Origin of the sequence: Streptomyces sp. NPDC002669, from assembly GCF_042889165.1 — a bacterium.
Taxonomy (GTDB): Bacteria; Actinomycetota; Actinomycetes; order Streptomycetales; family Streptomycetaceae; genus Streptomyces.
On sequence record NZ_JBIAQQ010000005.1, the window covers coordinates 412,211 to 432,834 of the forward strand.

The window sequence follows — 20,624 nt, forward strand, 5'->3', positions numbered from 1 at the left end:
GGTGGTCAGACCGCCAGCTGCCGACCGGTCTGCTGGGCGAGCCGTTCGGCGGCGTCCCTGAGAGCACTGACCGGGTCGGCGCCCTTGACCAGCACCTGGCTCTGGGCGTCGCCGGCGAGCTTGAGGGCACGGGTGTAGTCGCCGGTGAAGTTGGTGGCCTCGGAGCCGGAGGAGAGCGTCTCGACGAAGGTCTTCAGCACCTTCTGGCCGCCGTAGTAGGGGTGGGGCGCGCTGAACATCGGGTCGTCGTACGCCGAGCCGAGGGCGGGGAAGACACCGCCGGACTTGAACATCCGGTTGATCTCGGCGGGCTCGGTGAGCGCGTACTCGACGAACCGCCAGGCGGCCTTGCGGCGCTTGCTCGACTCGGAGACGGCCAGGTAGGTGGAGTTGACGATGACGCTGCGGCCGCCCCCGGGAACGGCGGCGGGCGGCTGCATGACACGCCACTTCCCCTTCTGTTCGGGGAACTTGGTGGCCAGGTACTCGACGGCCCAGGCGGGGTCGGGGGAGGTGGCGAGCTTGCCCTGGCCCATCAGGCGCTTCCGGGTGCCCTGGCCCGCGGTGTCGGCGAGCAGACCGGCGTCGTTGAGCCGCTTGATGATGGTGAGGGCCTGGACGGCCTCCTTCGAGCCGAGCGTGATCCTGCCCTGCTGGTCGAAGTAGAAGGCGTCCTGGAGCTGCATCAGGTTCTGGAAGAAGTCCATGTCCGGCGTGGTGCCGGGCTTGTCGAGCCCGAGCAGCTGGGCGCCGGTGGCGGCACGGATCTTCGGCCCGGCGGCGATCAGGTCGTCCCAGCTGCCGATGGTCTCGGGATCGACGCCGGCCTTCTCGAAGTAGTCCTTCCGGTAGAACAGGCCGAGCGGGTTGACCTCCCACGGGAGGGCGTGGGCGGCCTTGTCCTCGCCTATGACGGTCGGCCACAGCCCCTGGGCGAACTCGCTCCGGTACCGGTCGGCCCCGAACCGGGACAGGTTGGTGAGCCCGTCGGGGAACTTCTCCAGGTAGCCGGGCAGGTAGTCGACGCCGATGTGCAGTACGTCGGCGAGGCCCTTGCCGCCCGACGCGAGGCCGACTGTGATCTTGTCCCAGATGGCCGGGTTGCCGACGTCCTGGATGTCCACCGTGATGCCGGGGTTGTCCCGCTCGAAGGAGGGGACGACACCGCGCAGGGCGTCGGCCGCGGTGGTCCAGCTCCAGACCGTGATCCGGCCCTTGTCCCCGTCGGCGCCGCTGTCGCCGCCCGAGCCGTTGTCGCCGCAGGCGGTCAGGCCGAGTCCGGCGGCGGAGGCGGTGGCGAGCTGGAGCAGTCTGCGGCGGCTCAGTTGGTGGGACATGTCGGCTCCTGGGCGTAGTGGGTGGTGGGGTGGGTGAGGGTGCGCAACGCCTCGGCGAGGAGGTCCGCCGCGGCGTCCGGGGTGGAGGTGTGGGGGGACAGCCGGATCCACTCGTCGCGGCGGGTGGTGATCAGGCCTGCCGCTTCGAGGGTCCGGTGGACGGTGACGGGGTCGTGGCCGGGCAGGCGGAAGGTGCCGATGCCGGCGCGTTCGTGGGGGCCGAGGCCGTCCAGCAGGACCTCTGCCCCGGCCTGCCGCGCCCGGTCGAGCAGGTGGGCGAGGGTGGCGCGGATACGGGCCCCGCCGACAACCGGGCCACCCCGGTCGAGCAGGGCGTCGATGGCGGCGCCGAGGGCGGCGGCGGCCGGGAAGTCCGGGTTGGTGGCGAGGTGGGCGGCGGCCCCGGGCAGCGGCTCCGCCGGGTGCCGGAGGGCGAAGGGCTCCGCGACGCCCGCCCAGCCGCCGAGCCCGGGGGCCAGCCGCTCGGCGCACCGGTCGCGGATCAGCAGCAGCGCGGCCCCCCAGCCGGCCCGCAGCCACTTCTGCCCGCCGCTGACGAGGACGTCGGCGGCGTCCGTTTCGAGCGGGACGGCGCCCAGGCCCTGGATGGCGTCGACGATCAGCAGCCGGTCGGGGCCGAGGATCTCCTTGAGCTCGGCGAGCGGCGCCAGATGGCCGGTGAGCGAGTCCACGGCGCTGACGGCGAGGGCGGTGACTTCGGGGGTGAGGTGGCGGCGCAGCAGGTCGGAGGTGATGTGCCGCTGCCCGTCCGGTTCGACGAGGCGGACCGCGGGGCCGCCGCGGGTGGCGAAGCGCAGCCAGGGATAGAGGTTGGCTGGGAACTCGTCGCGGGGCACCAGGAGCGTGCCGGGGCCGTTCAGCGCGGCGGCCACGGTGAACAGACCGTTGCTGGTGGACGGGGCGAGGGCGATCTCGTGCCGCCGGGCGCAGAGCAGCCGGGCCGCCGAGGTCTGGGCGGCGTCACTGAGGTCGAACAGCCGGTCGAGGTCGGCGGGGTCCACGCGGACGGCGAGCTCGGTCGTCGCGGCCAGCGCCGCGGTGGCCGGGCGGGAGAGCGGTCCGACTCTCGCGTAGTCGAGGTAGCCCGCAGCCGGCCCCTGGAAGGAACCCGGGCCGGAGGTGTCGGGACCGGACGCAGCGCTAATTTGATCGTTCAAAATAATGCCCTCACGGCCCTTACTTCATGAACATCGTGGGATTTGAAGGTTCACATTAGGGAGACGGAACCACCTCGGCAAGAGGTTCGCCACGACGGTTTTCCGACGGACCGGCCCCCGGGCCGTCAGCCCTCCGCCCCACCCCTCACCGCCTCACCGGCCCGTTGCCCCACCAGGTCCCCGAACCACCGGGTCCCCGGACCACCGCCCCGGACTCACCACAGAACTCACCACGGACTCACCACAAACGCGGCCGGGGGCCGCCATGGCACTTTTGTGCCACGACGACCCCCGGAAGGTCCGTCCCACTGCCTCTTCGGCCCGGCCGGGCCGGACCTGCGACTACCCGGTTCCGAAGTCCGGACCCGGCTCGACCCGGCTCGGCTCAGCGCCGCGCCAGCCGCTGCGCGACCTCCGTCGCCCAGTACGTCAGGATCATCTGCGCGCCCGCACGCCGGATGCCCGTCAGGCTCTCCATGATCGCCGCGTCCCGGTCGATCCAGCCCTTCTCGGCGGCGGCCTCGATCATCGAGTACTCGCCGCTGATCTGGTACGCCGCGACCGGCACGTCCACCGACTCGGCGACCTTCGCCAGGACGTCGAGGTACGGACCGGCCGGCTTGACCATGACCATGTCGGCGCCCTCCTCCAGGTCGAGCGCCAGCTCCCGCATCGATTCACGGGCGTTCGCCGGGTCCTGCTGGTACGTCTTGCGGTCGCCCCGGAGCGAGGAACCCACGGCCTCGCGGAACGGCCCGTAGAACGCCGAGGAGTACTTCACGGTGTACGCGAGGATCGACACGTCCTCGTGGCCCGTCTGGTCCAACGCGTCCCGGATGACCCCGACCTGACCGTCCATCATCCCGCTCGGGCCCACCACGTGGGCACCCGCGTCGGCCTGGACCTGGGCCATCTCCGCGTACCGCTCCAGCGTCGCGTCGTTGTCGACCCGGCCGTCCTCGGTCAGCACACCGCAGTGGCCGTGGTCGGTGTACTCGTCCAGGCACAGGTCCGACATGATGACGAGGTCGTCGCCGACCTCCTCGCGCACCGCCCGCAGCGCCACCTGGAGGATGCCGTCCGGGTCCGTGCCCGCCGTGCCCCGGCCGTCCTTCTTCTCGTCCTCGGGAACACCGAACAGCATGATCCCGGAAACCCCCGCCGACACCGCGTCCACCGCGGCCTTTCGCAGGGTGTCCAGGGTGTGCTGCTGCACGCCGGGCATGGCCGAGATCGCGACCGGGGCGTCGACGCCCTCGCGCACGAACGCGGGCAGGATCAGGTTCGCCGCGTCGAGCCGTGTCTCGGCGACCATCCGACGCATCGTCGGGGTCGTCCGCAGCCGCCGGGGGCGGGAGCCGGGGAAGTTTCCGTACACAGTCATGCTTCGAGACTAGACCCGTACACATCACCGTCTTACCGACACCAGCGCCGGGAAAACCCCGCCCTGCGGCCCCGGACCGGCCCGGCCGACGCCCGGAACCGGCGCCGCGCCGCACCCCGCGCCGCACCCCGCGCCGGCCGCCGCACGGAGCTGCCCGCACGGAACCCGCCGGACACGGCCGAGGGGCCCGGCCGCCGAAGCGACCGGGCCCCTCGCACACCTCGACCGGACGGATCAGGTCGTCGTACGACGCCGCCGCGCCCCCGGACGCCGCTCGCTCGGCCGCGTCACCGGGTCACCGGCCTCCTTCGCCGCGTCCCGGCGCCGCGCGCCGAACTCGGCCAGCGCCTCGGCCAGCTTGTGCACCGAAGGCTCCGGCGACAGGACGTCGACCCGCAGCCCGTGCTCCTCCGCGGTCTTCGCGGTCGCCGGGCCGATGCACGCGATGACCGTCACGTTGTGCGGCTTGCCCGCGATGCCGACCAGGTTCCGCACGGTGGACGACGAGGTGAACAGCACCGCGTCGAACCCGCCGCCCTTGATCGCCTCGCGCGTCTCGGCCGGCGGCGGCGAGGCGCGGACCGTGCGGTACGCGGTGACGTCGTCGACCTCCCAGCCCAGCTCGATCAGCCCCGCCACCAGCGTCTCGGTGGCGATGTCGGCACGCGGCAGGAACACCCGGTCGATCGGGTCGAAGACCGGGTCGTACGGCGGCCAGTCCTCCAGCAGACCGGCGGCCGACTGCTCGCCGGAGGGCACCAGGTCCGGCTTCACACCGAAGTCGACCAGCGCGGCCGCGGTCTGCTCGCCGACCGCGGCGACCTTGATCCCGGCGAAGGCACGGGCGTCGAGCCCGTACTCCTCGAACTTCTCCCGGACCGCCTTCACGGCATTGACACTGGTGAAGGCGATCCACTCGTAGCGGCCCGTGACCAGGCCCTTGACCGCGCGCTCCATCTGCTGGGGCGTACGGGGCGGCTCGACGGCGATCGTCGGCACCTCGTGCGGCACGGCGCCGTAGGAACGGAGCTGGTCGGAGAGGGACGCCGCCTGCTCCTTCGTGCGCGGGACGAGCACCTTCCAGCCGAACAGCGGCTTGGACTCGAACCACGCGAGCTGGTCGCGCTGGGCGGCGGAGCTGCGCTCACCGACCACGGCTATGACGGGCTGGTGCCCCTCCGGCGACGGGAGGACCTTCGCCTGCTTCAGCACCTGGGCGATCGTCCCGAGGGTCGCCGTCCAGGTGCGCTGCCGGGTCGTCGTGCCGGCCACCGTCACCGTCAGCGGGGTGTCGGGCTTGCGGCCCGCCGCGACCAGCTCACCGGCGGCCGCGGCCACCGAGTCGAGCGTCGTCGAGACCACGGCCGTCGCGTCGCTCGCGCCGACCTCGCTCCAGCAGCGGTCGGAGGCGGTACGGGCGTCCACGAACCGGACGTCCGCGCCCTGCTCGTCCCGCAGCGGCACACCGGCGTACGCGGGCACGCCCACAGCGCTCGCGACCCCCGGCACCACCTCGAAGGGAACCCCGGCCGCGGCACAGGCGAGCATCTCGGCACCGGCGTTCCCGTCCAGCCCCGGGTCGCCCAGGACCGCACGGACGACCCGCCTGCCGCCCTTCGCTGCCTCCATGACAAGATTGGCCGCATCCCTGAGAACGGGGACACCGGCGGCTGCTGACTGCGCGTCAACAACCGTCAGCTCAGGGGTGCTCACTCCTGCCCGCGCATGGCAGCGAACAACGCCGAGAACGTCCGGCTCGGCGACAAGGACGTCCGCGCTCGCAAGCGCCTCGACGGCGCGCAGGGTCAGCAGCCCCGGGTCGCCGGGACCGGCGCCGAGGAAGGTGACGTGCCCTTGGGCGGACAGGGCCGGAAAGTCGGTTGCGGCGGGGCCGGTGGGGCTCAAAGTGCTCGCTCCCCCATAAGACCGGCCGCCCCCTTGGCGAGCATCTCGGCCGCGAGCTCGCGACCGAGGGCCGCCGCGTCGTCCTGCGACGTGGGAACGGGACCGGTGGTGGACATCTGCACCAGCGAGGAACCGTCGGGAGCCCCGACGACACCGCGCAGGCGCAGTTCGTTGACAGCCTGTCCGTCGACCAGGAGGTCGGCCAGCGCACCCACAGGTGCGGAGCAACCGGCCTCCAGGGCGGCGAGCAGGGCACGCTCGGCGGTCACGGCGGCCCGGGTGTACGGGTCGTCGAGCTCGGCGAGCGCTGCGGCGAGGTCGGCGCTGGTCGCAGCGCACTCGATCGCCAGTGCTCCCTGGCCGGGAGCGGGCAGGACGGTGTCGACCGACAGGAAGTCGGTGGCCTCACCGCTCCGGCCGAGGCGGCTGAGCCCGGCCGCGGCGAGTACCACCGCGTCCAGCTCACCGCTCCGGACGAATCCGATACGCGTGTCGACGTTCCCCCGGATCGGCACGGTCTCGATGTCGAGGCCGTGGCTGCGCGCGTACGCGTTCAGCTGCGCCATGCGGCGCGGCGAGCCGGTGCCGATGCGGGCCCCGGCCGGCAGCTGCTCGAAGGTCAGCCCGTCCCGCGCCACCAGCACGTCGCGCGGGTCCTCGCGCACCGGCACCGCGGCCAGCACGAGGCCCTCGGGCTGGGCGGTCGGCAGGTCCTTGAGCGAGTGGACGGCGAAGTCCACCTCGCCGCGCAGCAGCGCGTCGCGCAGCGCCGCGACGAACACACCGGTGCCGCCAATCTGCGCGAGGTGCTCCCGGGAGATGTCGCCGTACGTGGTGACCTCGACGAGCTCGACGGCGCGCCCGGTCACCTCACTGACCGCCTCGGCCACCATGCCGGACTGCGCCATGGCGAGCTTGCTGCGCCGGGTGCCCAGCCGCAGCGGCTTGTCGGCCCCCGTGACCGGGGATGAGTTGTCGGTCATGACCGCCCTCGATTCGGGTCGTTCAGGTCTGCCCGGGAGACGGCTGCGACCGTCTGCGGGTCGAGGTCGAAGAGTTCCCGCAGCGCGTCCGCGTACCCGGCGCCGCCGGGCTCGCTGGCGAGCTGCTTGACGCGCACGGTGGGCGCGTGCAGGAGCTTGTCGACGACGCGGCGCACGGTCTGCGTGATCTCCGCGCGCTGCTTCTCGTCGAGATCGGGGAGGCGTCCGTCGAGCCGCGCGATCTCGCCCGCGACCACTCCGGCGGCCATCGTGCGCAGCGCGACGACGGTCGGGGTGATGTGGGCGGCGCGCTGGGCGGCGCCGAAGGCGGCGACCTCGTCGGAGACGATGGTGCGCACCTGGTCCACGTCGGCGGCCATCGGGGCGTCCGCCGAGGCCTCCGCGAGCGATTCGATGTCGACGAGGCGCACCCCGTCGAGCCGGGCGGCCGCGCCGTCGATGTCCCGCGGCATGGCGAGGTCGAGCAGCGCCAGGCGCGCGGGGCCGGTGCCCTGGGCGGGCACGGTGGCCCGGCGGACGGCCCGGCGCACCGTGCCGGAGCTGCCGTTCTCCACCCAGGCGGCATGCCGGTCCACGTCGTCGGGCACGGGGGCCGCGGCCGGTGCCGGTACGACGGCGGGGGTCTCGTCGGCGTCCTCGACGGCCAGGCCGAGCGCCCCGGCGACGGCCTCGGCGGTCAGCACGAGCCCGGTCGCACCGGTGCACGAGACGACGATGTCGGCACGTGTCAGTTCCCCGGAGACCTCGGCCATCTCCACGGCGCGGGCGGTCACGCCCGTGCCGCCGGGCTGGCCCAGGATCTCGACGAGCCGGTCGGCGCGGGCCCGGGTGCGGTTGGCGACGGCGATCTCGGCGACGCCGGTACGGGCCAGGGTGGCGGCGGCGAGCGAGGACATCGAGCCCGCGCCGATCACCAGGGCGCGCTTGCCCCGGGCCCAGTCGGCGACGTCCGCGCCGGCCGCGAGCTGTTCGAGGCCGAAGGTGACCAGCGACTGCCCGGCCCGGTCGATCCCGGTCTCGCTGTGGGCGCGCTTGCCGACCCGCAGGGCCTGCTGGAACAGGTCGTTCAGCAGCCGGCCCGCGGTGTGCAGCTCCTGCCCCAGCGCCAGCGCGTCCTTGATCTGGCCGAGGATCTGGCCCTCGCCGACGACCATCGAGTCCAGCCCGCACGCCACCGAGAAGAGGTGGTGGACGGCCCGGTCCTCGTAGTGCACATAGAGATACGGAGTGAGCTCGTCCAGGCCGACCCCGCTGTGCTGGGCGAGCAGCGTGGACAGCTCGGCGACGCCCGCGTGGAACTTGTCCACGTCGGCGTACAGCTCGATGCGGTTGCAGGTGGCCAGGACGGTGGCCTCGACCGCGGGTTCGGCGGCGAGGGTGTCCTGGAGCAGCTTGGCCCGGGTGTCGGCGGCCAGCGAGGCCCGCTCCAGCACGGAGACCGGGGCGCTGCGGTGGCTCAGTCCCACGACGAGAAGGCTCATGCCGGCATCACGGCGGGCATGTCCCCGTCAGGTCCCTTGCGGCTTCCGGCGACCGGACGCACCGGCGCTCCGGCCGGGTCCTGGACACCGCCCTCGGTGTCCTCGCCGGCCTTGCGCTGCTCGTGGAAGGCGAGGATCTGGAGCTCGATCGAGAGGTCGACCTTGCGCACGTCGACGCCGTCGGGCACGGAGAGCACCGTCGGCGCGAAGTTGAGGATGGAGGTGACGCCCGCGGCGACGAGCCGGTCGCAGACCTGCTGCGCGGCACCGGCCGGGGTGGAGATGACACCGATCGAGACGCCGTTGTCGCGGACGATCTGCTCCAGCTCGTCCGCGTGCTGGACGGGGATGCCGGCGACGGGCGTCCCCGCCATCGCCGGATCGGCGTCGATCAGCGCCGCGACCCGGAAACCGCGGGAGGCGAAACCGCCGTAGTTGGCGAGCGCGGCACCGAGGTTCCCGATGCCGACGATGACGACCGGCCAGTCCTGGGTGAGCCCGAGTTCGCGGGAGATCTGGTACACGAGATACTCGACGTCGTAGCCGACGCCGCGCGTCCCGTACGAACCGAGGTAGCTGAAGTCCTTGCGCAGTTTGGCGGAGTTGACCCCCGCGGCGGCGGCGAGCTCCTCGGACGAGACCGTGGGGACCGAGCGCTCGGAGAGCGCGGTCAACGCGCGCAGATACAGCGGAAGCCGGGCGACGGTGGCCTCGGGAATTCCTCGGCTACGGGTCGCCGGTCGGTGAGTTCGGCCAGTTGCCACGGTGCTCCTGCGGGATGAGCGGGGCTGCAGGCGGCCGTAGTTCCCAAGACCGCCCCGTCGAATGCAGGCTATGTCTTTGTGAACGCGTGCACAAAGATAGTGTCCGTTTTGTCCGGTCAAAGTGACCGGGGTCACGCACATCCGTCGCGTGATCCCGGAACCGACGATCGCATCAGCCCGTTGCGGGCCCGAAGGGGGCAAAGCGGCACACACTCCTCACAACCACTCCCCCGAGAGCACTCAAAACGCCCATGATGGTAACCGGCTTCGCTCAGGAAAGCAGTGCCCCGCGCAGCCTCGCCGGGTCCACCCGCCAGAACGTGTGCTGCTCGCCGTCGACGAGCACGACCGGGATCTGCTCCCAGTACGCCCGGTGCAGCTCCTCGTCCTGGGTGATGTCCTTCTCCTCCCAGGACGCACCCGTCTCCTCGCACACCTCGCGCACCACCCGCCTCGCGTCGTCACAGAGATGACACCCGGGCTTCCCCACCAGGGTCACCGTCCGCTGCTCGGGCTTCTTCTTCGTACGTCGCAACAAGGGGCTCATGCCTTCATTCTGCGCCGCCCCCGGACCCGCCCCGACGCCCCCGGTGTCACCCGGTCGCCGGACATGCGGCCAAGAGTTCACGCCGCGGCATCCCGGCAGGTCGGGAAGGGCCGAACCGACTGGTTATGCTCACCGCATGGCCGCTCCTGGATGGCTCACCCCCCGTAGGCGCCCCGCGACAGCACGGAGTGTGCTGGCCGGCGAGGCGGCAGCCGAGGCAGCACGGAAATCCACCCTCACCGACGACCGGTCCCCCGACGCCGAACAGGACACCGCCGCGAAGGCGAAGCCCGCGGAGGAGCCCTTCCCCGTCGCCGGCGACGACCGCGCCGCCGCCTTCTTCGACCTGGACAACACGGTGATGCAGGGCGCGGCGCTCTTCCACTTCGGCCGCGGCCTGTACAAGCGGAAGTTCTTCCAGCGCCGCGAGCTGACCCGGTTCGCCTGGCAGCAGGCGTGGTTCCGGCTGGCCGGCGTCGAGGACCCGGACCACATGCAGGACGCCCGCGACAGCGCCCTGTCCATCGTCAAGGGCCACCGCGTCTCCGAGCTGATGTCCATCGGCGAGGAGATCTACGACGAGTACATGGCCGACCGCATCTGGCCCGGCACCCGCGCCCTCGCCCAGGCCCACCTCGACGCCGGCCAGCGGGTCTGGCTGGTCACCGCCGCCCCGGTGGAGACCGCCACGATCATCGCCCGCCGACTCGGCCTGACCGGCGCGCTCGGCACGGTCGCCGAGTCCGTCGACGGCGTCTACACCGGCCGCCTGGTCGGCGAACCGCTGCACGGCCCCGCGAAGGCCGAGGCCGTACGCGCCCTGGCCGCCGCCGAGGACCTGGACCTGGCCCGCTGCGCGGCGTACAGCGACTCGCACAACGACATCCCGATGCTGTCCCTGGTCGGACACCCGTACGCGATCAACCCCGACGCCAAGCTCCGCAAGCACGCCCGCGCCCTCGACTGGCGCCTGCGGGACTACCGGACGGGCCGCAAGGCGGTCAAGGTCGGCATCCCCGCCGCGGCCGGCGTCGGCGCCCTCGCGGGCGGCACCGCCGCCGCGGTCGCCCTGCACCGCCGCCGCCGCTGACGCGCCCGCCCCCGGCCCCGGGCCACGCCCGGCCCCCGCGGCCGATCGGAACCTCTTACCCACCGACCGCTCCCGCCAGTCGGATTGCTCGCACACGGCCACAACCAGTCGCGCCCGAAAGCAGATACCGAAGTAATCCGATCAATAACCGGTCACGATGTGCTACTTAATGCGTCGTTTAGTTGCTACGGAAGCGACGTAATCGATGATTTGAGCAACTGGGTGTAGCACTGCCTGTACGAAGCGTTATTCTCCTCAGACGCATTCCGGAACCCCTCACTCACTACGACGAGTGAGGGTTTCGCACTGCACGTGATGGAAGCTCTGCCTCTGGGAGTCCCGTGTACCCACACGTCGGGGTTGACGCCTCGGGCCTGGCTACGCTGCGCGCAACGGTCGCCAACCGCCTGCGCGGCTTCGTCCCCACCGCGTACGCCGTCCCCGCATTCGCCACCCCTGCACCTGCCGGCCCCTGCTACGCCCTGGCCGAACGCGGTGCGGCGGTCGGAAGACGCGGCAGCCGCGGCGCGACGACCGCGTCCACCACCGTCCGCCGACCGACCGCCGACAGCGACAGCGCGCGCATGATGGACCTCGTCGAACGCGCGCAGGCCGGCGAGGCCGAGGCCTTCGGCCGCCTCTACGACCAGTACAGCGACACCGTCTACCGCTACATCTACTACCGCGTGGGAGGGAAGGCGACGGCCGAGGACCTCACCAGCGAGACCTTCCTGCGCGCCCTGCGCCGCATCTCCACGTTCACCTGGCAGGGCCGCGACTTCGGCGCCTGGCTCGTCACCATCGCCCGCAACCTGGTCGCCGACCACTTCAAGTCCAGCCGCTTCCGGCTGGAGGTGACCACCGGCGAGATGCTCGACGCCAACGAGGTCGAGCGCAGCCCCGAGGACTCCGTCCTGGAATCCCTCTCCAACGCCGCACTGCTGCAGGCCGTGCGCCGGCTCAACCCCCAGCAGCAGGAGTGCGTCACCCTGCGCTTCCTGCAGGGCCTCTCGGTCGCCGAGACCGCGCGGGTCATGGGCAAGAACGAGGGCGCGATCAAGACCCTGCAGTACCGCGCCGTCCGCACCCTGGCCCGGCTCCTCCCGGACGACGCCCGCTGACCCCGCACCCGCCGCCCCTCCCCCGGACACGCCCGCAATCCGCCCCTCGAACCCGCCCGCCGCGCCCCGTCCCGAACACGCTCGGCGACTCCTCCGTCACACACTGGTCCGATCATCCTTCGTGCGTAACCCAAGTGCCGCGCCCCTCGTTGTGCCGGTTGCAGGCCCCCTGTCGTCACTCCATGTCCGCCGACACTCACTCATTCGTGTGGAAGCGCTCAAGGTGTGCAACCTTCCGGATCCCCAGGGGGGTCGACCGTCATGACGAGAGGAGGTGCCGCCAGTGATCGCAAACGTTTCGGCACACCGGCGGGCGAACGCCTTCGCCCAGGCCCTGGAGGAGCAGTCGATCCCCGGGGCAACGGCCGAACAGCCCGATGAACCGGCCGAACAGGCCGACCACGGACCGCTGTTGGCCCTGGCGAACGGCCTCGGTGAGGTACCGCGGCCGGAATTGGACCCCGAGGTCAAAGTGGTGCAGCGAGCCCAGCTCGTCGCCGCCATGGAAGCCATGCTCACCGAGGGCGGCGCGTCCGCGGGCCCTACGGTGCCCGAACAGCGCACGAAGGGGGCCCACCGCGCCTCCCCGCTCCGGAAATTGCGTCCCCGTTCCCGCTGGACGAAGGGGCTCGCGGCAGGCGGACTCACCGTCGGTGTGGCGGCGGGAGCCTTCGGCGGAGTGGCCGCTGCCAGTTCCGACGCCCTCCCGGGTGACTCGCTGTACGGGCTCAAGCGCGGCATGGAAGACCTCCACCTCGGCATGGCCAGCGGCGACACCGACCGCGGCAAGGTCTACCTCGACCAGGCATCGACCCGGCTCAACGAGGCCCGCCGCCTGATGGAGCGCGCCCGCTCCGGCGACCTGGACCACGAACAGCTCGGCGAGATCAGGCGCACGCTCAACGGCATGACGCACGACGCCACCGAGGGCCACCGCCTGCTCAGCTCCGTCTACCGGCGCGACGGCGCCATCGGCCCGATCCAGGCCCTCGACTCCTTCTCCCGCTCGCACCGCGAGAGCTGGAGCAACCTGCGCGACCGGCTGCCCGTACAGCTCATGGACATCGGCGACGAGGTCAGCTCGGTCTTCGACGCCATGGACGAAGAGGTCGAACCACTGCAGTCGCTGCTGCCCCGCACCCCGGACGGCGACGACGCCCAGCACTCGGACACCACGGAACGCGGCACGGGCCCCTCCCGCACGGACGCCTCCACCGCCCCCTCCTCCCCGGATGCCTCCCGGGGCCGTACGGACGACAGCACCGCGCCCCACCCGTCCGGCTCGGGCAGCACCTCCTCCGACGGCCTGATCTCCGGTGGCACGGACGGCCTCTTCGGCACCCCGCCCCCGGGCGTCGACCCGTCCTCCGACGGACGGACCGACATCCCGCCCGCCCCGGACGTCACCCTGCCCCCGCTCCTCCCCGGCCTGCTCCCGGGCCTGGGGATCAACGGCGAGGACGCGCCCTAGCCGCCCCCTCCCGCTCGCGCAGAAACGCCACGTCGGCCGCCGGACGGCCCGAACCCGTCCGGCGGCCGACGCCGTCCTCGTACCCGCGGAAGCACCCCTCAGAAGAACACCGAACGCCGCTGCACCAGCAGCTTGTACAGCGTGTGCTGGATCTGCTCCCGCACCTGGTCCGTCAGGTTGAACATCAGCATCGGGTCCTCCGCCGCCTCCACCGGATACCCGCTCGTGGAGATCGGCTCCCCGAACTGGATCGTCCACTTCGTCGGCAGCGGCACCGCCCCGAGCGGCCCGAGCCAGGGGAACGTCGGCGTGATCGGGAAGTACGGGAATCCCAGCAGCCGCGCCAGGGTCTTCGAGTTGCCGATCATCGGGTAGATCTCCTCCGCCCCCACGATCGAGCACGGCACGATCGGCACCCCCGCCCGCAGCGCCGTCGAGACGAAACCGCCCCGCCCGAACCGCTGGAGCTTGTACCGCTCCCCGAAGGGCTTCCCGATGCCCTTGAACCCCTCCGGCATCACCCCGACGACCTCGCCCCGCCGCAGCAGCCGCTCCGCGTCCTCCGAACAGGCCAGCGTGTGCCCGGCCTTGCGGGCCAGCTCGTTCACCACCGGCAGCATGAAGACCAGATCGGCGGCGAGCAGCCGCAGGTGCCGGTCCGCCGGATGGTTGTCGTGCACCGCGACCTGGAGCATCAGCCCGTCGAGCGGCAACGTCCCCGAATGGTTGGCCACGATGAGCGCCCCGCCCTCGGACGGGATGTTCTCGATGCCCTTCACCTCGACCCGGAAGTACTTCTCGTACACCGGCCGGAGCAACGACATCAGGACCTGGTCGGTCAGCTCCTCGTCGTACCCGAACTCGTCGACGTCGTACTCGCCGGTGACCCGGCGCCGCAGGAACGCGAGCCCGCCGGCGAGCCGCCGCTCCCAGCCGCCGGGCCCCTCGTCCGGCGCGGGCCGCCCCGACCCCTCGGCCCCGGGCTCCTCCTGCGGCCGCGGGACGTCCTGCCGGCCCGGCAGGGCGCTCACGGGCGCGGTCCCCACCGCGGGGGCCGTCGCGGGCCCCTGGGCCCGGCCGACGCCCGCCGAGGACCGGCGCCGCGCGGCGCGCGACGGACCGCCCGCCCGCGAACGGTCGTCGTCGAACGGAATGACCTTGGCATCCGCCATCGTCGGTGCGCTCCTCTACCTGGCGCTGGGGGCCGGCACGGTGTCGTCGGCCCCGGTGGTCCCGGGGACATCGCCGTTCGTCCCGGCGAACGGCACGGCGGCCAGCGCGTCGACCGCCCTGCCCACCGTCCCCGGCGGCAGCAGGCCCGGACCCTGGCTGCGCGCGAACTCCGCGAACGTCTCCGCGGTGCTGAAGCGGGGATGGAAACCGAGCGTCTCGCGCATCTGGACGGTGGAGACCACCCGGCCGTGGGTGAGCAGCCGGATCTGCTCCGGCGAGAAGTCCGTCATGCCGACCGTGCGCAGCGCCTGGCCCACCCAGGTGACCGCGGGCAGCAGCAACGGCACCGTCGGCCGCCCCAGCCGCCGCGAGCACTGCGAGAGCAGCAGCACCCCGTCCCCGGCGATGTTGAACGTGCCGCTGTTCAGCGTCCCGCGCCCCGGCTCGCGCGAGGCGGTGCCCAGGACGTCCACCACGTCGTCCTCGTGCACGAACTGGAGCCTCGGGTCGTACCCGAACACCGTCGGCAGCACCGGCAGCGCGAGGTAGTCCGCGAGCGGCGAGTCCGCCTGCGGCCCCAGGATGTTCGCGAATCTGAGCACGCACACGGCGACGTCCGGCCGACGGCGCGCGAATCCGCGTACGTACCCCTCGACCTCCACCACGTCCTTGGCGAAGCCCCCGCTGGGCAGCGACTTGGGCGGGGTCGTCTCGGTGAAGACCGCCGGGTCGCGGGGCGCCGAGCCGTACACGTTCGTACTCGACTTGACCACCAGCCGACGCACGCCGGGCGATTTCTGGCAGGCCCCGAGCAACTGCATGGTGCCGATGACGTTGGTCTCCTTGACCGACGTCCGGCCGCCCGTGCCGACCGCCTTCGCCGAGACGTCCAGATGCACCACCGTGTCGACGGCGTACTCGGCGAGGACCCTGGCGATCGCGGGCTGGCGGATGTCCGCCGGTACGAAAACGGCGTCGCCCAGCGGATGCTCCGGTTCGACCGCGTCGACGGCGATCACCCGGTCCACTTCCGGATCACGCTGGATGCGCCGCACGAAGCGGCCCCCCAGCTGCCGGGCCGCTCCTGTGACCAGCACGACCTTCCCCAAGATCAGCGCCTTCCGTCCAAAGGTTTCCCTGGCCGTCACCGTAGCGGGTGGTGGTCGCCCCGTGATGCCCCCACGGCTGCCTTCTTCGGCTCCTGCCCGGCTTCTTGGTCCGAATGCAGCCGCCCACGACGCACCGCAGCCCTCCCGCCGAGGTGGCGGAAGGGCTGCGGAATCACGAACAGCGTTCGCTTACTTCTTGTTGCGACGCTGCACGCGCGTGCGCTTGAGCAGCTTGCGGTGCTTCTTCTTGGCCATCCGCTTGCGCCGCTTCTTGATAACAGAGCCCACGACTACCCTCGCTCACTTCTTCTTCACTGGTGCGGGGCGTCTGGGCCCACACGACCTACGTCGGCCTAGCCTACCCGCCAGCGCGTGAGGGGCGTAATCCGAGGTGAACCTCAGGCGGACTCCACCCCCACAAAGGACTCGCGGAGATACTCGTGAACCGCTTGCTCCGGAACCCGGAAGGACCTGCCCACCCGAATTGCCGGCAGATGACCGCTGTGCACCAAGCGGTACACGGTCATCTTCGACACTCTCATGACCGAGGCGACTTCCGCCACAGTCAGAAACTTGACCTCGTTGAGAGGCCTCTCGCTGCCAGCAGCCATGACCCACCTGTACCTTCCGCACGAGACGCGCACCGGCTTCCCCTCCGGTGACTCTTCGTCGTTGTGCGCTCACTCCCCAGATTAGGGGCGGGTGATGCGAGTGGGGAAGAGGAGAGCCGATCGGCCGCCTACTGTGACAGACACGCCCGATTGAGTACATAGCGCGTGAGCGGCCGGTAGTAGGCCGAGGGGACGGCGTCGTCGAGCGGCACCGCGACCGCGACCCGCCCCTCGGCCTCCCCGACGAACAGCGCGGGATCGTCCGTGTCCGCGAGCCCGATCGCCTCGATGCCCAGCTGACCTGCCCCGCAGACCCAGCCGTGGTCCCCGATCACCAGCTCCGGCAGCGGCCCGCCCCCCTCCGCCGCCACGTCCAGGACCACCCTGACCGGCAGCGGGGAATGCGTGTGTGCGCCGGTGTCACCACCGGGGAGCCGCACGCCGGGTTCGCGCACCATCGCGACTCCCCGTACGTAGTCGAGGCTGAACGTACGTACGCCGAACCGGGTCGTTATGTCGACACATCGCCCCTGCGCGGGAGTGAGTACGGAACACCCGGCCGCCGACATGGCGTCTGCCAGCGCTGCGTAGAAACCGAGCAGCCGGTGCGGATGACCGGTCCCGAAGAGCACCGGCGCCCGCCGGACCGCCGCATGCGCGAGCCGCTCCGCGAAGGCGTCCAGACCTGCCAGGGTCCGCTCCGGATCGATCACATCAGGACCCGATACATGCCCGGGATCGGACGAAACCCCGCACCTGTCGGCCATCAGACGAAGAAGTTCGTGCTCTTCCCATCCCCGACGGGGGTGGAGACCGAGCGTCACCCGCGGATCCCGGGCCGCGAAGAGCCGATAGCTCCGCAGGCTCTTCTCCCGCGAGGTGGCCACGGGCCCGGCCAGCCGGGCCGCCAGCAGATGCGCGCGCAGCGCTCCGGTGCTCAACACTCCACCGATGCTCCCCCAATCACCCGGACGGGGGGCCGGAAGTCCGCTCACGACCCACAGTTGGCGTAACCATTCCTCGCCATGCGACAGAACCGGCCGCACCCGACCGGTTCCGCCCCTTCTCAGGTCAGCAGCCCCCGCAGCGGGAACGCCGCCCGCCGCGTCGCCAGCACCGCCTGGTCCAGCCGGTCCGCGGGGTCGTACCCCTCCTCCCACGACTTCCAGGAAGGGGTGCGCCCGTCCGTCATCCGGCCCGGCCCCAACTGCCGGGTCCGGGCGTAGACCTCGTCCCGCCACGACGACGGAATCACCGTCTCCGGGTCCACCGGCGCGTGCGCGGCGATCCCCACCAGATGCGTCCAGGACCGCGGCACCACGTCGACCACCGCATAGCCGCCCCCGCCGAGCGCCAGCCAGCGCCCGTCCTGCGCGTACTCGTGGGCCAGGTCGTGACAGGCCGCCATCACCGCCCGCTGCGCGTCCAGCGACACCGCGAGATGGGCGAGCGGGTCCTCGAAGTGCGTGTCGGCCCCGTGCTGACTCACCACCACCTGCGGCCGGAAGTCCGCCAGCAGCTCCGGCACCACCGCGTGGAACGCCCGCAGCCACCCCGCGTCCCCGGTACCGGCCGGCAGCGCCACGTTGACCGCACTGCCCTCGCCCGCCCCGGAACCGGTCTCCTCCGGCCAGCCGGTCTGCGGGAACAGCGTCCGCGGGTGCTCGTGCAGCGAAACGGTCAGGACCCTCGGGTCCTCCCAGAACGCCGCCTGCACCCCGTCGCCGTGGTGCACGTCCACATCGACGTACGCGATCCGTTCGGCGCCCAGCTCCAGCATCCGCGCGATGGCGAGCGCCGCGTCGTTGTAGATGCAGAACCCGGCCGCACCGCCCGGCATCGCGTGGTGCAGCCCGCCCGTGAAGTTCACCGCGTGCGCGGTCTCCCCGCGCCACACCGCTTCGGCCGCCGCCACCGACTGCCCGGCGATCAGCGCCGACACCTCGTGCATCCCGGCGAACGCCGGATCGTCCACCGTGCCCAGCCCGTAGCGCTGATCGGCCCGCTTCGGATCCGCGGAAGCGGCCCGCACCGCGGCCACGTAGTCCTCGCGGTGCACGAGCCGCAGTGTGGAGTCCCCGGCCGCCTTGGCCGCCACTACGTCCACCGCCCCGTCGAGCCCGAGCGCCCGGACCAGCCCCATGGTCAGGGCGAGCCTGACGGGGTCCATCGGGTGGCTCTCCCCGAAGTCGTATCCCGTTACTGCGTCATCCCACATCAGCTGTGCGCGGCCGCTCATGCCCGCCACCGTATCGGGCGGGCTCCGACCCGAACGACTTGGCGTGCACGAGCATCGCGAGCACCAGCACCATCGGTACGAGCATGGCCCCCCGGTAGCTCCACGCGTCCCCGATCGCCCCCACCAGCGGCGATCCCACCAGGAACCCCACGTAGTTGAAGACGTTCAGCCGCGCGATCGCCGTGTCGCTCGCCCCGGGGAACATCCGCCCGGCGGCGGCGAACGTCTGCGGCACGATCACGCACAGCCCGAGCCCCAGCATGGTGAACCCGAGCATCCCGGTCCACGTCCCACGGGCCGCGGCCACCACACCGAAGCCCGCGGCGGCCAGCACGCTCCCGCCCCGCACCACGGCCACCGCCCCGAACCGCCGCACCCCGAAGTCCCCGACGGCCCGCCCCAGCAGCGTCGTCACCATGTAGACGTTGTACGGAACGGTCGACATCTGCTCCGAGCTGCCCAGCACGTCCTGGAGGTACTTGGCGCTCCAGTTGGAGACCGTCGAGTCCCCGATGTACGCGAAGCTCATCACCAGGCAGAGCGGCAGCAACAGCTTGAAGGAGACCGAGGCGCCCGCCCCCTTGCCCTGCTCCTGTCCCGCGCCCGTGCCCTTCTCCGCCGTACCGCCCTCGGTGTACCACCGGCTGCCGACGAACGCGGCGGGCAGCAGCACGACCACCGCCGGCAGGTACGAGACCAGCAGCGACAGGTCCCAGTGCGCCCCCGCCCAGGCCATGGACGCCCCGGCGATCCCCCCGAGGCTGTACGCGGCGTGGAACCCCAGCATGATCGAGCGCCCGTACGCCCGCTGGAGACTGACCCCCATCATGTTCATCGAGGCGTCCAGCGCCCCGACGGCGATCCCGAACACCCCCAGCGCCAGGGCCGCTTGCCACAGCGCGTTCCCGGCACCGGCGCCGAGGAGCGCGAGCATCACGACGGGCTGCGCCCACCTCAGCACGACCCCGGGCCGTACCCGTACGACCACCTTCTCGGTGACCACACTGCCCACTCCGGCCAGGACGGGTACCGCGGCAAGGAACGCGGGCAGCAGCCCGTCGGATATCCCGTACCGGTCCTGAATGGCGGGAATCCGTGTCACCAGCAGGGCGAAGGTGACCCCTTGCACGAAGAAACTCAACGTGAGGGAAGCCCGGCCGTGCCGCAAGCGAGCGTCTGTCATGGCCGCGAGCGTAAGGCCAGTTTCTACCCGTGGGTAGATGGATCAGGCGAGCAATTCCGGGAGTTGGCTCATGTCGGAGAAGTAGCCGGTCACACCGGTGAGCCGGTCCGCCGGCATCATCGACGTGAACCCGTACACGTCCATGCCCGCGGCCCTGGCCGCCTCCACTCCGAGCGGGCTGTCCTCGATGACGACGCACCGTTCGGGACGGGCCCCCATCCGCTCGGCGGCGTGCAGGAACAGGTCGGGGGCCGGCTTGCCCCGCCCCACGTCCTCCGAGCTGAAGATCCATTCCTCCTCGAACCACTGGTCGATCCCGGTCTTCCGGTGCGCGACCCTGATCCGCTCGTGGCTGCTGGAGGACGCGACGCAGTACGGAATCCCCTCGGCGACGAGCTTTGCCAGTACGTCCTCGACGCCCGGCACCGGCTCCAACTCCTGCTGGAACGCGGCGAAGATCCGCGAGTGGAGCGTCGTGTCGAAGTCCTCGGGCAGTTTCTCCCCGGTCCGTTCCTCGACGAGGTCGTGCACCCGGTGCACGGCCGCCCCCATGTAGTCGCGAAGGCTCTCCTGGTACGAAGTGAGGTGGCCGAGCTCCGTGAGGTACTCGGCCAGGATGGTGTTGGAGATCGGCTCGCTGTCCACGAGCACACCGTCGTTGTCGAAGATGACCAGTTCGTAGCGCATGGTCCGAGACTAGACGCCGGAACGCAGAAAAGCCCCGTGCCACAAGGGCACGGGGCTTTCCCGGAATGATTGTTCGGCGGCGTCCTACTCTCCCACAGGGTCCCCCCTGCAGTACCATCGGCGCTGAAAGGCTTAGCTTCCGGGTTCGGAATGTAACCGGGCGTTTCCCTAACGCAATGACCACCGAAACACTATGAAATTAACCAACAACCGGAGACAACACAGCCGTTCGTTATTTCAGAACAAACACAGTGGACGCGAGCAACTGAGGACAAGCCCTCGGCCTATTAGTACCAGTCAGCTCCACCCGTTACCGGGCTTCCACATCTGGCCTATCAAC

Annotated in this window: 19 protein-coding genes and 1 rRNA gene; 3 read left to right on the plus strand and 17 right to left on the minus strand. The window is 71.4% G+C overall.

The window, feature by feature from the left end:
• Positions 1 to 5 precede the first annotated feature (5 nt).
• From ACFYW1_RS10970 to ACFYW1_RS11005, 8 genes are all read right to left on the minus strand, one after another.
• Positions 6 to 1,337, minus strand: a complete 1,332-nt coding sequence (locus ACFYW1_RS10970) for an ABC transporter substrate-binding protein (protein ID WP_388990100.1) — start codon at positions 1,335 to 1,337, stop codon at positions 6 to 8.
• The gene (locus ACFYW1_RS10975) at positions 1,322 to 2,515 is read right to left on the minus strand and encodes an aminotransferase class V-fold PLP-dependent enzyme (protein ID WP_388990103.1); all 1,194 of its coding nucleotides are present in this window, start codon (positions 2,513 to 2,515) and stop codon (positions 1,322 to 1,324) included. Before ACFYW1_RS10975 ends, ACFYW1_RS10970 begins: the two co-directional genes overlap by 16 nt.
• A 385-nt stretch (positions 2,516 to 2,900) precedes the next feature.
• A complete protein-coding gene (gene hemB, locus ACFYW1_RS10980) occupies positions 2,901 to 3,899 on the minus strand; it encodes a porphobilinogen synthase (protein ID WP_388990105.1) in 999 nt (332 codons plus the stop codon).
• A gap of 234 nt (positions 3,900 to 4,133) precedes the next feature.
• A complete protein-coding gene (locus tag ACFYW1_RS10985) occupies positions 4,134 to 5,804 on the minus strand; it encodes a uroporphyrinogen-III synthase (protein ID WP_388990107.1) in 1,671 nt (556 codons plus the stop codon).
• Positions 5,801 to 6,787, minus strand: a complete 987-nt coding sequence (gene hemC, locus ACFYW1_RS10990) for a hydroxymethylbilane synthase (protein WP_388990110.1) — start codon at positions 6,785 to 6,787, stop codon at positions 5,801 to 5,803. Before hemC ends, ACFYW1_RS10985 begins: the two co-directional genes overlap by 4 nt.
• Positions 6,784 to 8,289, minus strand: a complete 1,506-nt coding sequence (locus ACFYW1_RS10995; protein WP_388990113.1) for a glutamyl-tRNA reductase — start codon at positions 8,287 to 8,289, stop codon at positions 6,784 to 6,786. The genes hemC and ACFYW1_RS10995 overlap by 4 nt, the downstream gene beginning before the upstream one ends.
• Positions 8,286 to 9,053: a redox-sensing transcriptional repressor Rex gene (locus ACFYW1_RS11000; RefSeq protein ID WP_388990115.1), complete on the minus strand. Its 768-nt coding sequence runs from the start codon at positions 9,051 to 9,053 to the stop codon at positions 8,286 to 8,288. Before ACFYW1_RS11000 ends, ACFYW1_RS10995 begins: the two co-directional genes overlap by 4 nt.
• Positions 9,054 to 9,324: 271 nt before the next feature.
• Positions 9,325 to 9,600 carry a glutaredoxin family protein gene (locus ACFYW1_RS11005; protein ID WP_388990117.1) on the minus strand — a complete coding sequence of 92 codons (276 nt, stop codon included), beginning with the start codon at positions 9,598 to 9,600 and terminating at the stop codon, positions 9,325 to 9,327.
• A 136-nt stretch (positions 9,601 to 9,736) separates the two neighbouring features.
• Here ACFYW1_RS11005 and ACFYW1_RS11010 point away from each other — a divergent pair, with 136 nt between their 5' ends.
• The 3 genes from ACFYW1_RS11010 to ACFYW1_RS11020 all read left to right on the plus strand — a co-directional run bounded on the left by ACFYW1_RS11010 (position 9,737) and on the right by ACFYW1_RS11020 (position 13,282).
• Entirely contained in the window at positions 9,737 to 10,690 is a 954-nt protein-coding gene (locus ACFYW1_RS11010) for an HAD family hydrolase (protein ID WP_388990119.1), read from the plus strand.
• 341 nt (positions 10,691 to 11,031) lie between these two features.
• Positions 11,032 to 11,811, plus strand: coding sequence for an ECF subfamily RNA polymerase sigma factor, BldN family (locus ACFYW1_RS11015; protein ID WP_388990121.1), 780 nt, complete (start codon positions 11,032 to 11,034; stop codon positions 11,809 to 11,811).
• A 283-nt stretch (positions 11,812 to 12,094) separates the two neighbouring features.
• Positions 12,095 to 13,282 (plus strand): DUF5667 domain-containing protein, encoded by a 1,188-nt coding sequence (locus ACFYW1_RS11020; protein WP_388990123.1) that lies wholly within the window; start codon positions 12,095 to 12,097, stop codon positions 13,280 to 13,282.
• 98 nt (positions 13,283 to 13,380) lie between these two features.
• Here ACFYW1_RS11020 and ACFYW1_RS11025 read toward each other — a convergent pair whose 3' ends face one another.
• The 9 genes from ACFYW1_RS11025 to rrf all read right to left on the minus strand — a co-directional run bounded on the left by ACFYW1_RS11025 (position 13,381) and on the right by rrf (position 20,472).
• A complete protein-coding gene (locus tag ACFYW1_RS11025; RefSeq protein ID WP_388990125.1) occupies positions 13,381 to 14,454 on the minus strand; it encodes a lysophospholipid acyltransferase family protein in 1,074 nt (357 codons plus the stop codon).
• A gap of 15 nt (positions 14,455 to 14,469) precedes the next feature.
• A complete protein-coding gene (locus ACFYW1_RS11030; protein WP_388990127.1) occupies positions 14,470 to 15,564 on the minus strand; it encodes an NAD-dependent epimerase/dehydratase family protein in 1,095 nt (364 codons plus the stop codon).
• Between the two features lie 189 nt (positions 15,565 to 15,753).
• A complete protein-coding gene (locus ACFYW1_RS11035; RefSeq protein WP_003948845.1) occupies positions 15,754 to 15,852 on the minus strand; it encodes a 30S ribosomal protein bS22 in 99 nt (32 codons plus the stop codon).
• Positions 15,853 to 15,962: 110 nt separating this feature from the next.
• A complete protein-coding gene (locus ACFYW1_RS11040; RefSeq protein ID WP_014046653.1) occupies positions 15,963 to 16,175 on the minus strand; it encodes a helix-turn-helix domain-containing protein in 213 nt (70 codons plus the stop codon).
• 128 nt (positions 16,176 to 16,303) lie between these two features.
• Positions 16,304 to 17,119, minus strand: coding sequence for a phosphatase (locus ACFYW1_RS11045; protein WP_388990130.1), 816 nt, complete (start codon positions 17,117 to 17,119; stop codon positions 16,304 to 16,306).
• A 122-nt stretch (positions 17,120 to 17,241) separates the two neighbouring features.
• Positions 17,242 to 18,414: an acetoin utilization protein AcuC gene (locus tag ACFYW1_RS11050; protein WP_388990132.1), complete on the minus strand. Its 1,173-nt coding sequence runs from the start codon at positions 18,412 to 18,414 to the stop codon at positions 17,242 to 17,244.
• A complete protein-coding gene (locus ACFYW1_RS11055) occupies positions 18,383 to 19,597 on the minus strand; it encodes an MFS transporter (RefSeq protein ID WP_388990134.1) in 1,215 nt (404 codons plus the stop codon). The genes ACFYW1_RS11050 and ACFYW1_RS11055 overlap by 32 nt, the downstream gene beginning before the upstream one ends.
• A gap of 42 nt (positions 19,598 to 19,639) precedes the next feature.
• Positions 19,640 to 20,284 (minus strand): HAD family hydrolase, encoded by a 645-nt coding sequence (locus tag ACFYW1_RS11060; protein ID WP_388990136.1) that lies wholly within the window; start codon positions 20,282 to 20,284, stop codon positions 19,640 to 19,642.
• 71 nt (positions 20,285 to 20,355) lie between these two features.
• A 5S ribosomal RNA gene (gene rrf / locus ACFYW1_RS11065) occupies positions 20,356 to 20,472 on the minus strand.
• Positions 20,473 to 20,624: the final 152 nt, after the last annotated feature.

Coding starts and splice junctions, on each gene's coding strand:
- ACFYW1_RS11055 (WP_388990134.1), bottom strand. CDS start 19,597: ATGACAGACGCTCGCTTGCGGCACGGCCGGGCTTCCCTCACGTTGAGT.
- ACFYW1_RS11005 (WP_388990117.1), bottom strand. CDS start 9,600: ATGAGCCCCTTGTTGCGACGTACGAAGAAGAAGCCCGAGCAGCGGACG.
- ACFYW1_RS11010 (WP_388990119.1), top strand. CDS start 9,737: ATGGCCGCTCCTGGATGGCTCACCCCCCGTAGGCGCCCCGCGACAGCA.
- hemB (WP_388990105.1), bottom strand. CDS start 3,899: ATGACTGTGTACGGAAACTTCCCCGGCTCCCGCCCCCGGCGGCTGCGG.
- hemC (WP_388990110.1), bottom strand. CDS start 6,787: ATGACCGACAACTCATCCCCGGTCACGGGGGCCGACAAGCCGCTGCGG.
- ACFYW1_RS11050 (WP_388990132.1), bottom strand. CDS start 18,414: ATGAGCGGCCGCGCACAGCTGATGTGGGATGACGCAGTAACGGGATAC.
- ACFYW1_RS11060 (WP_388990136.1), bottom strand. CDS start 20,284: ATGCGCTACGAACTGGTCATCTTCGACAACGACGGTGTGCTCGTGGAC.
- ACFYW1_RS11025 (WP_388990125.1), bottom strand. CDS start 14,454: ATGGCGGATGCCAAGGTCATTCCGTTCGACGACGACCGTTCGCGGGCG.
- ACFYW1_RS10995 (WP_388990113.1), bottom strand. CDS start 8,289: ATGAGCCTTCTCGTCGTGGGACTGAGCCACCGCAGCGCCCCGGTCTCC.
- ACFYW1_RS11040 (WP_014046653.1), bottom strand. CDS start 16,175: ATGGCTGCTGGCAGCGAGAGGCCTCTCAACGAGGTCAAGTTTCTGACT.
- ACFYW1_RS10970 (WP_388990100.1), bottom strand. CDS start 1,337: ATGTCCCACCAACTGAGCCGCCGCAGACTGCTCCAGCTCGCCACCGCC.